The organism is Cobetia sp. LC6 (assembly GCF_030264805.1).
Classification (GTDB): domain Bacteria; phylum Pseudomonadota; class Gammaproteobacteria; order Pseudomonadales; family Halomonadaceae; genus Cobetia.
Genome location: NZ_JASSPL010000001.1, coordinates 298,928 through 314,149, shown reverse-complemented (window position 1 = coordinate 314,149; position 15,222 = coordinate 298,928). Strand labels below are relative to the sequence as shown.

The 15,222-nt window shown below is 62.5% G+C and carries 12 protein-coding genes; 2 read left to right on the top strand and 10 right to left on the bottom strand.

Features of this window, described 5'->3' with window-relative positions; all coding sequences use genetic code 11:
• Positions 1–79: 79 nt before the first annotated feature.
• From era to QQF40_RS01365, 6 genes are all read right to left on the bottom strand, one after another.
• Positions 80–1,024 carry a GTPase Era gene (gene era / locus QQF40_RS01390; RefSeq protein WP_052384345.1) on the bottom strand — a complete coding sequence of 315 codons (945 nt, stop codon included), beginning with the start codon at positions 1,022–1,024 and terminating at the stop codon, positions 80–82.
• A gap of 92 nt (positions 1,025–1,116) precedes the next feature.
• Positions 1,117–1,809, bottom strand: coding sequence for a ribonuclease III (gene rnc / locus QQF40_RS01385; protein ID WP_043331866.1), 693 nt, complete (start codon positions 1,807–1,809; stop codon positions 1,117–1,119).
• A gap of 340 nt (positions 1,810–2,149) precedes the next feature.
• Entirely contained in the window at positions 2,150–2,953 is an 804-nt protein-coding gene (gene lepB, locus QQF40_RS01380) for a signal peptidase I (RefSeq protein ID WP_175088175.1), read from the bottom strand.
• Positions 2,954–3,008: 55 nt separating this feature from the next.
• A complete protein-coding gene (lepA, locus tag QQF40_RS01375) occupies positions 3,009–4,829 on the bottom strand; it encodes a translation elongation factor 4 (RefSeq protein WP_175088176.1) in 1,821 nt (606 codons plus the stop codon).
• 322 nt (positions 4,830–5,151) lie between these two features.
• Complete coding sequence (locus QQF40_RS01370) at positions 5,152–6,567, bottom strand: DegQ family serine endoprotease (RefSeq protein WP_175088177.1); 1,416 nt, start codon at positions 6,565–6,567, stop codon at positions 5,152–5,154.
• A gap of 300 nt (positions 6,568–6,867) precedes the next feature.
• The gene (locus QQF40_RS01365) at positions 6,868–7,338 is read right to left on the bottom strand and encodes a SoxR reducing system RseC family protein (protein WP_052384327.1); all 471 of its coding nucleotides are present in this window, start codon (positions 7,336–7,338) and stop codon (positions 6,868–6,870) included.
• Between the two features lie 127 nt (positions 7,339–7,465).
• On the opposite strand from QQF40_RS01365, the gene QQF40_RS01360 reads away from it, so the two are divergent.
• Entirely contained in the window at positions 7,466–7,711 is a 246-nt protein-coding gene (locus QQF40_RS01360; protein ID WP_043331871.1) for a VF530 family protein, read from the top strand.
• Positions 7,712–7,897: 186 nt separating this feature from the next.
• Here QQF40_RS01360 and QQF40_RS01355 read toward each other — a convergent pair whose 3' ends face one another.
• Positions 7,898–8,635, bottom strand: coding sequence for a sigma-E factor negative regulatory protein (locus QQF40_RS01355; RefSeq protein WP_175088178.1), 738 nt, complete (start codon positions 8,633–8,635; stop codon positions 7,898–7,900).
• 366 nt (positions 8,636–9,001) lie between these two features.
• Complete coding sequence (rpoE, locus tag QQF40_RS01350; protein ID WP_285460193.1) at positions 9,002–9,604, bottom strand: RNA polymerase sigma factor RpoE; 603 nt, start codon at positions 9,602–9,604, stop codon at positions 9,002–9,004.
• A 533-nt stretch (positions 9,605–10,137) separates the two neighbouring features.
• On the opposite strand from rpoE, the gene QQF40_RS01345 reads away from it, so the two are divergent.
• Positions 10,138–11,226 carry a 3-deoxy-7-phosphoheptulonate synthase gene (locus tag QQF40_RS01345; RefSeq protein WP_285460192.1) on the top strand — a complete coding sequence of 363 codons (1,089 nt, stop codon included), beginning with the start codon at positions 10,138–10,140 and terminating at the stop codon, positions 11,224–11,226.
• A gap of 168 nt (positions 11,227–11,394) precedes the next feature.
• Here the strand turns inward: QQF40_RS01345 and dinG are convergent, their stop codons facing one another.
• Together dinG and QQF40_RS01335 are read right to left on the bottom strand one after the other, a co-directional pair.
• Positions 11,395–13,533 (bottom strand): ATP-dependent DNA helicase DinG, encoded by a 2,139-nt coding sequence (dinG, locus tag QQF40_RS01340; RefSeq protein ID WP_285460191.1) that lies wholly within the window; start codon positions 13,531–13,533, stop codon positions 11,395–11,397.
• Positions 13,534–13,788: 255 nt separating this feature from the next.
• Positions 13,789–15,093 (bottom strand): DEAD/DEAH box helicase, encoded by a 1,305-nt coding sequence (locus QQF40_RS01335; protein ID WP_175088182.1) that lies wholly within the window; start codon positions 15,091–15,093, stop codon positions 13,789–13,791.
• Between the last annotated feature and the right edge of the window lie 129 nt (positions 15,094–15,222).

The following is a 15,222-nucleotide window of genomic DNA, read 5'->3' as shown; positions in this document are numbered from 1 at the left end:
CATCGGATCAGCGGCGAGCGGCACACGGCAGTCGCGAACCTTCTGGATCGCCACCACCCGTACCGCTCGCGCGGCATCGTCAGTCCTTGTCGTGGGTGTAACCCAGACTCTTCAGGGCACGCTCGTCATCCGACCAGCCACGCTTGACCTTGACCCACAGGTTCAGCATGACCTTGGCGTCGAAGGCACGCTCCATCTCGAGGCGCGCTTCACGCCCGATGTTCTTGATGCGCTCACCGTTCTCGCCGATCAGGATCTTCTTCTGGCCCTGACGCTCGACCATCATCAGCGCGCTGATGTGCAGGGTGCCGCGCTGATCGGTCTTGAATTCCTCGATCTCGACGGTCATCTGGTAGGGCAGTTCGTCGCCCAGCTGACGCATCACCTTCTCGCGCACCAGCTCGGAGGCCAGGAAGCGAGAGCTCTTGTTGGTGATCTGGTCGTCCGCGAACATGTGCTCGCCCTGCGGCAGACGCTTCATCACGTTCTCGAGCAGCAGATCGATGTTGGTGCCGTTCTTGGCCGACATCGGAATGATGGCCGCGAAGTCGCGACGTTCCTGCAGGCTCTGCAGCCAGGGCGCGAGGGTGGTCTTGTCCTTGAGCCAATCGATCTTGTTGACCACCAGGATCACCGGCGCCTTCACGTGGGCCAGCTTCTCGAGCACGATCTGGTCTTCTTCCATCCAGCGGGTGCGGTCGACGATGAAGACGACGGCATCGACGTCACGCAGCGCCTGGGTGGCGGCCTGGTTCATGAAGCGATTGATCGCCTTGTTGCGATCGCGCTGCATGATGTGGATTCCCGGGGTGTCGACGAAGACACACTGGGTGCCCTCTTCGGTGTGGATACCCATCACCTGGTGACGCGTGGTCTGCGGGCGACGCGAGGTGATCGAGACCTTCTGGCCCAGGATGTGGTTCATCAGCGTCGACTTGCCGACATTCGGGCGACCGACGATGGCGACGAAGCCACAGCGGGTGTCCGGCAGCGGCTGATCGCTGACACCGGCGGCCGCCAGCATGCCCTCGAGCGCATCCGGCGTGCCGGCGCCGTTATCAGTGGAGTGATCAGGGGCGTCGCCGCTCGGGGTGACGTTGTCTTCTGGGGTATGGCTCATGAGCGGCCTCCGCGGGCAGGTTCGAGCAGTTGCAGCGCGAACTCGGCCGCCTGCTGTTCAGCATGACGACGGCTGGAGCCGACGCCTGTGGTCTTGGTGTCGATCATCTCGACGTGGCAATCGACGCTGAAGGTCTGCGAATGCGCTTCGCCTTCGACGCTGGTCACCTCATAACGCGGCAGTGCCGCCTGACGCGATTGCAGGAATTCCTGCAGACGCGTCTTGGGGTCTTTCTGGGTGTCCTGAAGATTCAGCGCTTCAAGACGGGTGGCGTACCAGCGCAGTACGTGTTCACGCGCCACCTGCATGCCGGCGTCCAGGTAGATGGCACCGATCACGGCTTCCACGGCATCGGCCAGAATGGACTCGCGACGGTGACCGCCGCTTTTCATCTCGCCGGAGCCAAGACGCAGGTTCTCGCCGAGATTGAATTCACGCGCCAGCTCCGCGAGGGTCTGACCCTTGACCAGGCGCGCACGCAGGCGTGACAGCTGGCCTTCGCGGGCCTGGGGGAAGCGCAGGAACAGCGCTTCGGCGATCACGAAGTTGACGATGGAATCGCCAAGGAATTCGAGACGCTCATTGTTCTGGCCACCATAGCTTCGATGGGTCAGAGCCAGTTCCAGCAGGCTCGCATCCTCGAAGGTGTGGCCGATACGCTTTACAAAGGCATTCAGCGGGCTACTCACAGGTCTCCCTACTCTCTTTTTGTCGCTGACGCCCGCGGGCGTCCTGTCGAATGGTGCATCAGTCATGCTGGCTGATGCCTGTCGTCTTCGACATGTCTCGCGATGCCCGAAGCCTACGCGGCTTGAGGAGTTGCCGATTGCCACCATCCCAATCCGATATTCGTCAGCCGCGCTGCCCGCGGGCTTGTGGCCGCGGGTCCGACATGATGAACAGCAGGTTGACATGGCAGGCACGACGCATCGTCCCATGTCGAAAATCCGCACTGATGAGGCCGGCGGACCAATGCGGCCCTGCCAGACACGACCGGGCCGCCTCTCGGCGGCCCGGTCAATGCACTGATCAATGAATCAGGCGTACCGAGGAAAAGTCAGGGAACCCTTCTTTCCAGTGCATCCACACCGCCACCGCCTTGCCGACGATGTTCTCTTCCGGCACGAAGCCCCAGTAGCGGCTGTCGTTGGAGTGATCACGATTGTCACCCATCACGAAGTACATGCCTTCCGGCACCCGGACCTCACGCATCTGCGGACCGGGGTCCTGAGGATTATTGTAGATTTGATGCGCGTGTTTCCCCAGTGTCTCATCCAGCAGGTCTTCACCGGACTGTTCACTGGAGTTGCGCGCATTCAATGTCTTGTCGATGGCCTCACCATTCACGTAGAGCTGCTTGCCCTCATAGCGAATAGTATCGCCCGGCAGGCCGACGACGCGCTTGATGAAGTTGGTGGACGGATCTTCCGGGAAACGGAACACCATCACATCGCCACGCTCCGGCTCGCCGACTTCCAGCACCTTGGTGTCGACCACCGGCAGGCGCAGGCCATAGTCATACTTGTTGACCAGGATGAAGTCGCCGATCTTGAGCGTCGGCAGCATCGAGCCGGACGGGATCTGGAACGGCTCGAACGCGAAGGAGCGCACCACCAGCACCAGCAGCAGCACCGGAAAGAAGGACTTGGCATAGTCCACCGGCCACGGGTCACGAGCCAGCTTCTCACGCGTGCCAGCGTCCAGTTCTCCTTCGACGGAGGCCTCGGCCTTGGCCACACGCGCCTTGCGCGCACTGCGCAGGGCAACCAGGTCTATCAACCACACCACGCCGGCTACCGCTACGGCAATCACCAATACTAGCGAGAAATCCATCGTTGTCCCTGTCTGCCCTGGATCTTGGTGGCAAGCCGCCAGACGGCGGCCTGCCTCAGTCGTTCATCTTGAGCACGGCAAGGAAGGCGTCCTGGGGGATTTCCACCCGGCCGACCTGCTTCATGCGCTTCTTGCCCGCTTTCTGCTTCTCGAGCAGCTTCTTCTTGCGGCTAACGTCGCCGCCGTAACATTTGGCTGTCACGTTCTTGCGCAGCGCCTTGACGGTGGAGCGTGCCACGACCTGCCCACCGACGGCAGCCTGGATCGCCACATCGAACATCTGACGCGGAATCAGCTCTTTCATCTTCTCGACCAGCAGACGGCCGCGACCATGGGCGTGATCACGGTGGATGATCGCCGCCAGTGCATCGACGCGATCGCCGTTGATCAACACGTCCAGACGCACCAGCTTGGCCGCCTCGAAGCGCTCGAAACTGTAATCCAGTGACGCATAGCCCTTGGAAATGGACTTGAGGCGATCGAAGAAGTCCATCACCACTTCTGCCATCGGCAGTTCATAGATCAGCTGGATCTGGCTACCCAGGAACTGCATGTCGAGCTGAACGCCACGACGATTGACGCACTCGGTGATGACGTTGCCGACGTATTCCTGTGGCACGAGGATGGTAGCGCGGCAGATCGGCTCGCGCAGCTCATCGACGTTGGCCATGTCCGGAAGCTTGGAAGGGTTGGACACCGGCAGCACATCGCCGTTGTCCATCAGCACCTCATAGATCACCGTCGGCGCGGTGGTCAGCAGGTCGAGATTGTACTCGCGCTCCAGACGTTCCTGGATGATCTCCATGTGCAGGGTACCGAGGAAACCGACACGGAAACCGAAGCCCAGCGCGTCGGAGTTCTCCGGCTCGTAGTCCAGCGAGGCATCGTTGAGCGCCAGCTTCTGCAGCGCGTCACGGAAGTCCTCGTAGTCATCGGAGCTGATCGGGAACATGCCGGCATAGACCTGCGGCTTGACCTTCTGGAAGCCCGGCAGGCGCTCGACCTTGTCAGCCGTCTTGGTGTGCACGATGGTATCCCCCACCGGCGCGCCCAAGATGTCCTTGATACCGGCGACGATGAAGCCGACCTCGCCGGCGCGCAGCACGCCGGTCTCCTTGCGCTTGGGCGTGAAGATACCGATCGCGCCGGTCTCCCAGTCACGGCCAGTGGACTTCAGACGGATCTTCTCACCCTTCTTCAGGGTGCCATCGAAGATACGTACCAGCGAGACGACGCCGAGGTAGTTGTCGAACCAGGAATCGATGATCAGCGCCTGCAGCGGCGCTTCCGGATCTCCCTTGGGGGGCGGAATGTCACGCACCAGACGCTCGAGCAGCGCCTCCATGCCCATGCCGGACTTGGCGGACACCTGACAGGCATCCGTCGCGTCCAGACCGATGATCTCCTCGATCTCCTGGGAGACCTTCTCCGGGTCCGCCTGCGGCAGATCCATCTTGTTGAGGACCGGCAGCACCTCGAGGCCCTGCTCGATGGCGGTGTAGCAGTTGGCCACCGACTGGGCTTCGACACCCTGGCCGGCATCGACCACCAGCAACGCCCCTTCACAGGCATACAGCGAGCGCGAGACTTCATAGGAGAAGTCGACGTGCCCCGGTGTATCGATGAAGTTCAGCTGATAGGTGTTGCCATCGTCAGCGTGGTAGTCGAGGGTCACCGACTGCGCCTTGATGGTGATGCCGCGCTCACGCTCGATGTCCATCGAGTCAAGCACCTGCTCCTTGAGCTCACGGTCGCTCAAGCCTTCGCACAGCTGGATGATGCGGTCAGCCAGCGTGGACTTGCCGTGGTCGATGTGGGCGATGATTGAGAAGTTGCGGATATGCTTCAAGGACGGCGGCGTTACGCGTTCGGTCATGGATCACTGCTCTGTATTTGTGCCCGTCTCCGTGAAAATCACACGGCCAACACGGGAGACGACGGAAATCGAATTGCACGCATTGTACAGTCCGACCACAAGCGATGATAGAAGGCGTTGCCTTTTGCGCCCGTCCGAGTCCTATCACAGCTCGCCTGAACTCGGGTGAACGCAGGACCGCCCGGTAGCAGACGGGGCGCACAGTCGCCCGTACGCCCCGTCTGCTACCGGAGTGACCGCCTACATGCCGGTGGCGGTCACCTTCTGTTGCCTGCGCGCTCGTCAATCCAGTCCTCGTCACTATTCCCAGACGCTGGCTGGATCACTTGTCGCTGTCGGCACGCATGCGCAGTGCGATGTACAACGGGCGACCATTGCGCACCAGGCGCAGCGAGACCGGACGGTTGGTCGGGAGCTTGGCGACCACATCGCGCAACGCCTGCACGCTGGTCAACGGCTGCTGGTTGAGCTCGACCAGCACATCGCCAGCGCTGATGCCTGCCTCGGCAGCCACGCCCTGCGGGTCGACTTCCATCACGCGCACCCCGTGATCGAGATTGAGCTCGTTCAAGCTGGCCTTGTCGAGCTCTGTCACCGCAACACCCAGCCCCTGCTTGTCATCACTGGCCTTGCCGGCATGCGCCTGCTCACTGCCCGGCCAATGGCCGACCTTGGCAGTCAACGTCTGACTCTTGCCATCGCGCAGGATCGAGAGCTTGAGCGAATCGCCCGGCGAGCTGGCACCGACCATGCGTGGCAGGTAAGCCGAGCTCTCGACCGCCTTGCCATCGACATCGGTGATGATGTCACCACTCTTGAGGCCAGCGGCGGCGGCAGGGCCATCCGGATCAAGATCGGCGATCAGCGCACCACGCGCACGGTCCAGCCCGAAGGATTCGGCCAGATCCTTGGAAACCGGCTGAATGACGACGCCCAGCCAGCCGCGGTCCACGCGCCCATCGGTCTTGAGCTTGTCGGCGACATCCATCGCGACATTGATCGGGATCGCGAAGCTCACGCCCATGAAGCCGCCGGAGCGGGTATAGATCTGGGAATTGATGCCCACCACATCGCCATCGAGATCGAACAGCGGCCCACCGGAGTTGCCCGGGTTGATCGCCACATCCGTCTGGATGAACGGCACATAGGCGTCCGACGGCAGGGTGCGATCGATGGCGCTGACGATGCCGGCGGTGACGGAATGGTCGAAGCCGAACGGTGAGCCGATCGCGGCCACCCATTCACCGACTTCCAGCGCATCGCTGTCGCCCATCGGCAAGGTCGGCAGGTCTTCCGCCTTGACCTTGAGCAGCGCGATATCGGTCTTCTTGTCCTCACCGACCACCTGCGCCTTCAGTTCGCGACGGTCATTGAGGCGCACCATCACCTCATCGGCACCGTCGATGACATGGGCATTGGTCATGATGTAGCCATCATCGGAGATGATGAAGCCAGACCCGAGACTGGAGCGCTTCTCGATACCCCCGCGGCCCGGTCCGGGCAGCTGATCACCGAAGAAGCGCTTGAAGAATTCGGGCATCTCTTCGCCATTGGGCCCTCGGAACACCGGCCCCGAGCTGCGCTGGATCTCGGTGGTGGTCGCGATATTGACCACCGCGGGCGCCGAGTCCTTGACCAGCTGGGTGAAGTCGGGCAATTCACGAGCCTGGACCAGCTGGGAGCCCATCAGGGCAGCCATGGCCAGAGCAGGTACCATCAGGCGGGAAAGGGATTTCATCAGTGCGGCTCCTGGTACGTCCTGTCATCACTTGTTATCAGGCGTGCAATCACGCAACTACTGACGATGGCAGCGTCACATCGCTGGCGGCGTCCTTCTCATTGACGTCGAAGCGTCGTTGAAGTTCAGCGATTGGTGCCGCGCTGGACGCAACCATGCGTCGCCAACATCCGACAGGTGCCGATGCCAGCCCGATGCAGGCTGACGACGCCACCTGCCGACTACGCAAGTCATTCCCCTATCTACCGGGAGAGTCGACTACCGCTATCACTTGAACACGTCATCACTTGAGCACGACGACTACAGCGCCTTGATCGCCATCGCATCCATGCCGAGACGACGCATCAAGCGCGGTCGATAGAGCGCCTGGCGCTCAGGGCGCGCGGCATGCCAGCGCACGGCCATCAGGCCCGCCGCCAACGAGAGCGCGAAGCCCAACGGCACCGCCAGGGTGCCGGCGCCCGCCAGCTGCTCGGCCACGATCCCCCCCAGCATGCCGCTGACCAGCGGCAGGCCATACAGCAGGCCCGCACTGCGCAGAAACGCCGACTCATCGATGCCGATCACCACCCGCTCGCCCACCATCGGCAAGTCTTCGCCTGCCGGCACATGGATCAGCACGCGATGCGGCTTGCGACGGGAAAACTGGCTCAACAGGCCGCTGCCACAGCTACTGCGTGCATTGCAGGCACCACAGGTGGAGCGACGCTGGGTCTCGACCCAGACGCCTTCCTTGCCATGCCCCGTGACCTGCCCCTCTTCCTGCATCATCTTGCTGACTCCTGCAAAAACTCGCCGCGCACTGGCGACACATACGCGTAGAATAGCGTCATTCACGGCGGCGCTTCACGCGCCTCAGGCCCGACAAGCGCCCACGATACCATCAACAGGAACCCACATGAGCGACGCCCCCCCATCCACTTCCCGCCTGGACCCGCTGCACGGCGTCACCCTCAAGGCACTGCTAACCTGGCTGGTGGACCACTACGGCTTCGAGACCCTGGGCGAGCTGATTCCCATCAACTGCTTCCTCAGCGACCCGAGCATCAACTCGAGCCTCAAGTTCCTGCGCCGCACGCCCTGGGCACGCGCCAAGGTCGAGGCGCTCTACATCCAGACGGCAGATCGCTATCTGCATGACTGAGGCCGAGCGTGGTCACACCGGCGAGTGACGGCGCTGGCCGGACGCGACCAGCTCATGTGGGCGCAACTAGGATATACAGACAAGAAAAGAGGGACAGCCATTGGCTGCCCCTCTTTTCTTGTCCATCCCTGCTGCTTTCCTCTGGCTTGGCAATGACGCCAGCGCAAGCCAGTCATCCAGAAAATGTTACTGGGCAACATCCTGCAGGCTGATCCACTCACTGCGCTCCGGCACCGGGCCACGCGAGGAATGCTGGCTCAGGTAGGCCTCGAGCAGACGACGCTGGGCGAGATCCGCCGCGGCGACATTGCTGGACGACATGCCGGAGTCGTAGCTGCCATTCTGCGGCGCCATGAACATCGGGCGCGAGCTGGAGGGCGTCACGCCGACCTGCATCAAGCCGCTGTTGGTGCCGGGCTGTACCCACTGAGACGCCTCGGCATTCACCGACGGCTGGCTGACCTGACGTACGGTACCGCCCTGGATGGCTGAACCGCCCTGATTGGCGGAAGAACCACTGGCAAGCTCTGCACCGCTGTTCACGCCGCCGGGCACCCCATTGTCACCGCCATTGAAGACCTGCACGCCGGTGATCACCATCACCGCCACGCCTGCCGCGATGGCCGCGGAACCGGCAAAGGAGAACAGGCTGCGACGCTCGGCCACGGGCGGTGCGCTCGCAGGAGCCTCGCGAGAGATCAGCTCTACCTCAGCGCTGACCGCCGACGCGATATCCAGAGTGAAGGTGCTTTCCCGCTCACGATGCATGGCACTGCGCGCAAGGTGATAGCGGCGCCAGGTGTCTGCAGCCTCAGGAGACTCATCGAGCCCCTTGAGGACACGACGCAGATCCAGCTCGTCACCCTCCGCATCCATCAGCGCGGACAGCGACTCCTTCACGGATTCGGTGGTCTTCAGATTCATGCGTAAATACCCTCACACTCGTCAGATTGAACGACGACTTCAATCTGCTCTCCTGGCAACAAATGGCGTCATTCACCATGGCGGCTGATGGCCCGAGCAGACCAACGGCAAACAGCGTTACTGCGCCGTGGAAGAGGGGCTTTCGTGCCCTGCCCCTCGCCACTCGCCTTCCAGCGCTCATGTACGCAGTCGCTGAGCTACATGACTACTGAACAATAAGAACACGCGCTGCACGGATTGTTCCGCCATTCATTCAGAAAACATTCACTTTAGATGCAAGATTTCGCCAAGCCACTGAGTTGATTGGATTTAATCAACAAGATTTTTGTGGCTCTTCTCTCACAGGGGCGACGCAGAACAGCGACGTCACTCGACGGCAGACACCGCCGAGGCGGGACTGACCAGCCCCTGAATCGCCTTGTCGACCGCTTCACGTGCCCGGAAGATACGCGAACGTACCGTGCCCACCGGGCACTGCATCACTTCGGCGATATCCTCATAGGACAGACCATCGAATTCGCGCAGCGTGATGGCGGTGCGCAGATCTTCGGGCAGCTTCTCGATGGCCTCGAATACGACCCTCTCCAGCTCATCACGCGCCATGGCAGCTTCCGGCGTCTCGATGTCCGACAGGCGACCGGATTGATCAACCACCTCGGCATCGCCGACATCCATATCGGTGCCGGGCGGACGACGGCCACGCGAGACCAGATGATTCTTGGCCGTATTGATGGCGATCCGGTACATCCAGGTGTAGAAGGCACTCTCGGCCCGGAAGTTGGGCAACGCACGATAGGCCTTGATGAAGGCTTCCTGGGCGACATCCTGAACTTCTGAATGATCGTGTACGTAACGGCTGATCAGGCCGAGAATCTTGTGCTGATATTTCCTGACCAGCAGATCAAAGGCGCGGTTATCCCCTTTCTGGGCGCGCTCGACCAACTGCTGGTCCGTTTCATTGACGCTCATTCACTCGCTCCCTCCGCGGGAGTGGAGGCACCGCTTGCGGACTCCACATCAGGAATCCCCGGGGCATCAGCACCTGACAGGAATTGCGACTCGCGCATGCGTTATCCGGCCCCTTTGATATTCGTTGTGATGGATGCGATGCCTGGCGCGGGGCGAAAAAGCGCCCGGCGGCCCGCTGACGCGACCAAAATCAACGCACAGTGTTCCTGTTTATCATTTGTACGGCAAGACGCCATGCCGTCAAAGACTCAGGTTTTGCGTGTTCACTCCCGTCATGACAGCGTTTGGCGACGCTGACACGTCAAAGCGTAACGATTTCTTTACGATTTACGCTCATCTTGATTCACACGAGCCTCAAGTCAGCGCCAGTCAACTTGACAGTTGATTAAATTTGACCCAAGGACGCTGACAAGCCGGCATGCAGCAGATACCATGGGCGTCATTCAGTACGCACAACACGGATGGCGGGCGCAAAGACGCCCGTCTGACTCTGCCAGCCGCCATGCAGACCGCACACCGCTCAGGACACTGTCATGTCAGAACAACACGTCAACAACCTCAACGTCCTGTCCCAGGACGTGCTGATCACCCCCGAAGCGCTCAAGCAGGACATCCCGCTGACCGCCAAGGCCGAAGAGACCGTCATCGAAGGCCGTCGCACCATTCAGCGCATTCTGGACGGTGAAGACCCGCGCCTGCTGGTCGTGGTCGGCCCCTGCTCCATCCATGACCTGGACGCCGCCCGTGATTACGCGCGCCGCCTGAAGGTGCTGGCCGAAGAAGTGAAGGACAGCCTCTATATCGTGATGCGCGTCTACTTCGAGAAGCCGCGTACCACCGTCGGCTGGAAAGGCCTGATCAACGACCCGCACCTCAATGACACCTTCGAGATCGAGGAAGGCCTGCACATCGCGCGCGGCCTGCTGGTCGAGCTGGCCGAGATGGGCCTGCCGCTGGCCACCGAAGCCCTCGACCCGATCTCTCCGCAGTACCTGCAGGACTGCATCAGCTGGTCCGCCATCGGCGCCCGCACCACCGAATCCCAGACCCACCGCGAGATGGCCTCTGGCCTGTCGTGCCCGGTCGGCTTCAAGAACGGCACCGATGGCTCGCTGGATGTCGCCGTCAATGCCCTGCAGTCCGTGTCCCACGGCCATAACTTCTTGGGCATCAACCAGGCCGGCCAGGTCGCGATCATCCGCACCCGTGGCAACGCCTACGGCCACGTCGTGCTGCGTGGCGGCAACGGCAAGCCGAACTACGACAGCGTCAGCGTCGCGCTGGCCGAGCAGGAACTGGCCAAGGCCGGCGTCACCGCCAACCTGATGGTCGACTGCTCCCACGCCAACTCCAACAAGGACCCGGGCCTGCAGCCGCTGGTGCTGGAGAACGTCACCCAGCAGATCCTCGAGGGCAATCGCTCCATCATGGGCCTGATGGTCGAGTCGCACATCAACTGGGGCGCGCAGAAGATCAATGCCGACCGCAGCAAGATGGAATACGGCGTCTCCATCACCGATGCCTGCATCGACTGGGCGACCACCGAAGACACCTTCAAGACCATGGACGCCAAGCTCAAGGACGCACTGCGCGCTCGCCTCCAGCAGCCTGCCGAAGCCTGAGCCAGAAGCCTGAGCCAGAAACCTGAGGCCACTGACTTCAGACCGGCAGCATTGGGTGTCTAGTCCTGAAAAAGCCCCGCCGATTGGCGGGGCTTTTTCATGGCTACTGCCTGGGCAGCTGACGAATCAGCTCTGAGCGTTCAGCCCTGATCCATCAGTTCTGGCCCATCAATTCTGGCGCACGCCATCGATCTCGCGCACGAAGGGCGGCAGCGCCTCGATCAACTGCTGACCGTAACGCTTGGTGAGGATGCGTCGATCCAGAATCGTGATACGCCCTTCATCGGCTTCCTTGCGGATCAGGCGCCCGCAGGCCTGCACCAGCTTGATGGAGACATCCGGCACCGCGATACGCATGAACGGGTTGCCGCCCCGCGACTCGATCCACTCCGCCAGCGTCGCACCGACCGGGTCATCCGGCACCGCGAACGGCAGCCGCGTGATCACCACGTGGGTCAGATACTTGCCGGGCAGGTCAATACCCTCGGCGAAGCTCGCCAACCCGAAGATGATGCTGCCGCGCCCGCCATCCACCGCCTTGCGGTGCTGACTGAGCAGCTCGTGCTTGGGCAGACGACTCTGCGCCAGTACCCGCTTGCGGGTCTCGCCGTCCAGCGCCTTGTTGACCGCCGCCAGCTGCTTGCGCGAACTGAACAGCACCAGCACCGCCTCGCGTACATCCAGCGCATTGACGAAGTTGACGATCGCCTGCTCGTGCGGGCCGGGCGGCGACGGCTCCACCGCCTCACGCGGAATGGCCAGTACCGCCTTGCCATAATCGAACGGGCTGGGCAGACGCTGATAGCGATAGCGATTGGCCAGGCCTGCGCGCTCCTGCAGGCGCTCGAAACGATTGAGCGCCGTCAGGGTCGCCGACGTCAGCACCGCGCCGAAACAGGCGCCCCACAGATGGCGTGCCAGCGTTTCCGCGGCCGACACCGGGCTTGCCGAGACGGTCATCTCCGGCTCGCCATTGAAGCGCTCGAAGGTCAGCCAGCGCGCATGCGGCGGCCCATCGGCAGGATCACTCAGGCCGATGGCCTCCCACAGCGCATGGGCTTCCAGCGCACGTCCGTGCAGCAGGGCCACCAGCGGCAGCCAGTCCTCGGCATTCTCCTTGGGCAAGCCGGTGGCCTTCTCCGGGTCCAGGCTCTCACGCAGGATGTCGACGATCTGCTCCAGCGCCCGCGACAGCTCCGCGAAGCCCTTGAGCAGGTTGTGGCCCAGCTCCTTGAGCGCCTCCGGTGCCTGACCGCGCTCGAAGCGATGATTGGTGACGTCCTCGCCGGCCCCATTGGGCAGATCCGCCAGCTGATGCCCCAGCCCGAACACCTCGCCCAGACGCGGTTCGATATCCGCCAGCAACTCGGGCATGCGTGCCAGCAGGCGGCCGATGGTCGGCTGACTGCCCAGCGCCGCATTCAGCTCGGTGAGCGACTTCTTGAGGTTGCCCAGCCAGCGCAGCGTCTGATTGATCGGCGTGCGATGATGGAAATGATCCAGCGCCTTGTCGGGCAGATGGTGTGCTTCGTCGAAGACGTAGATGCAGTCGCTGGGCGATGGCAATACCAGGCCGCCGCCCAGCGAGAGGTCCGCCAGCACCAGGTCATGGTTGGCGACGATGATGTCGGCCTGCTCCAGCTGACGACGCGCACGGAAGAAGGCACACGCCGAGAAGTGGCTGCAGCGGCGGTTGGTACACTGACGATGGTCAGTGGTCAGACGCGCCCAGTCGCGGTCCTCGACCTGCAACGGCCAGCTGTCGCGGTCCCCCGCCCACTCGCCGCTGGCATAGTCCTCGGCCATCTTGCCGGCCAGCTCCACGAAGCCGCCGCCATCACTGGCAATCATGTCGCGCTCGAACAGCGCCATGGTCGGGTTGTCCTCGACACCTTCCAGCGCCTGATCCAGCTTCTGCACGCACAGATAACGGCGACGGCCCTTGGCCAGCGCATAGTCGAAGTTCAGCCCCGAATGCTTCTTGAGCGCCGGCAGGTCTTGATGCATGACCTGTTCCTGCAGCGCGATGGTCGCGGTCGAGACCACCAGCCGCTTGCCGCGCGCCTTGGCCACCGGCAGCGCGGAGAGCAGATAGGCCAGCGTCTTGCCGGTACCGGTACCGGCCTCCAGCACGCAGACATGCTCGTTGCCGAGGCGATAGCCTTCCGGATTCTGCTCGATGTTGCCCAGGGTGCGCGCGATCTCGGCGATCATCAGCCGCTGCCCATAGCGCGGCGTCAGCTCAAGACCCTCGAGCAACTTGCGATAGGCGCCCTGAATCTCGCCCTTGAGGCTATCTTCCAGCATTGCGTGTCTCTCTCCTCAACTGGCCATCCCCCCCCCTGCCCCACGACAGCCGGTCACGGTCAACAACAACTGGCGACTGGCCGCTTGCCAGAAGATCACTTGCCGTCAGCTCGCTTCTCGTCAACCCGGTGGGTCATGGAGCGCAAGACGGCGAACAGCCTGAGCTGCCCGCCGTCTTTGCGTGCTACTGCCATCTACCTCGACTGCCGTGCGCGACCGGCCACCTTCTCGCGACCGGCCAGGTGCAAGCAGGTGTTACAGCAGGCCCTGAGGCGGCTGCTGACGCGGAAGCGTTTCCTGCAGGTAGTCCTCGATCTCCGGCAGTGAGAAGACATCTTCCTCACCGACGAAGCTGATCAAGGTCACTTCGCTGAAGCTTGCACGGTGAACGTAGTCTTCCGGCACTTCCGGCAGCGTGAAGTTGATCGCATGGGTCGCGTCTTCGAGTGCGAAGCCACGCCCGGCGACATCGCTGACCACCAGCACCTTGAGCTTGCCGTTGCGGAAGGCCTCATGGGCTTCCAGGCGCTCGGTCTGGGTCTCGGCGCCGGACATCACCGCCGATTCGATACCGGCCTCCTTGAGCGCGGCGTTGATCTTGCGCACCAGCCCACGACTGTTGCCGAAGACCACGGAGCGCTCCATCTCACCCTGATTCACCAGATTGATCAACAGACGCAGCTTGTCATCATCGCTCACGGTGTAGGTCTGCACGGCGTCGTTGTCCGCCGCGATGGCAGCCGTCGCTTCGTGCTCGACCGCGACCTGAGTCGCCTCATGCGTCCACTGCTCGGCCAGCCCCAGCACATCGGAAGACAACTCGGCGGAGAACAGCAGCGTCTGGCGCTCTTCGGGACGTGGCGTGGCGCGGATGATGCGCTTGACGTCAGGAATGAAGCCCATCGACAGCATGCGGTCCGCTTCGTCGACCACCAGCACCTCGGTCTCGGAGAGATCGACATCGCGCTTGGTGTGGAAATCGAGCAGTCGGCCTGGCGTTGCAACCAGCAGGTCGACCTTGCGCTCGAGGCGTTCACGCTGCTTCTGGTAGTCCATGCCACCCACCACGCAGGCCACCGAGATGCGCGCGAATTCGGAGAACGCCTTGGCGTCCTTCTCTATCTGCAGCGCAAGCTCACGGGTCGGCGCGATGATGACGGCACGCGGTGCACCCGGCTTCTGGCCTTCCGGCGCCTTCTCTTCCAGGAAGTAGGCCAGGGTGGCGATCAGGAAGGCGGCGGTCTTGCCGCTGCCAGTCTGGGCACGGCCGACCACGTCACCCCCTAGCAGTGCCTTCTCGAAGGTCTGGGCCTGGATCGGGGTGCAGTATTCAAAACCGGCCTTCTGGATGGCACGCATCAGCGGCAGCGGCAGATCGAAATCATGGAAGCGCCACTGACCGGCGACCGGCGCGACCGGAAACTGATCGAGGTTCCACTTGGACTGGGAGCGACGCGGCTTGCGACGACGACGCTTGGGCTTTCTCGGCTTCTGGTTCGGGTCCTGCGGCTCTTGCTGAGTCTGCTCAGCGGCTGGCTGGGTCTGATCCGTCTCGCTCATGTAATCCGTTCTTTTCAAGGGTTCATATGCGACAGGCGCGGGTCGTTCTCGGAATCTCGCCGTGACAGGCCACACCCGGCTGGTTCGTCATGCCCAGTCGTCTCACCTGGTTCGCCTGACTCGCGCCTG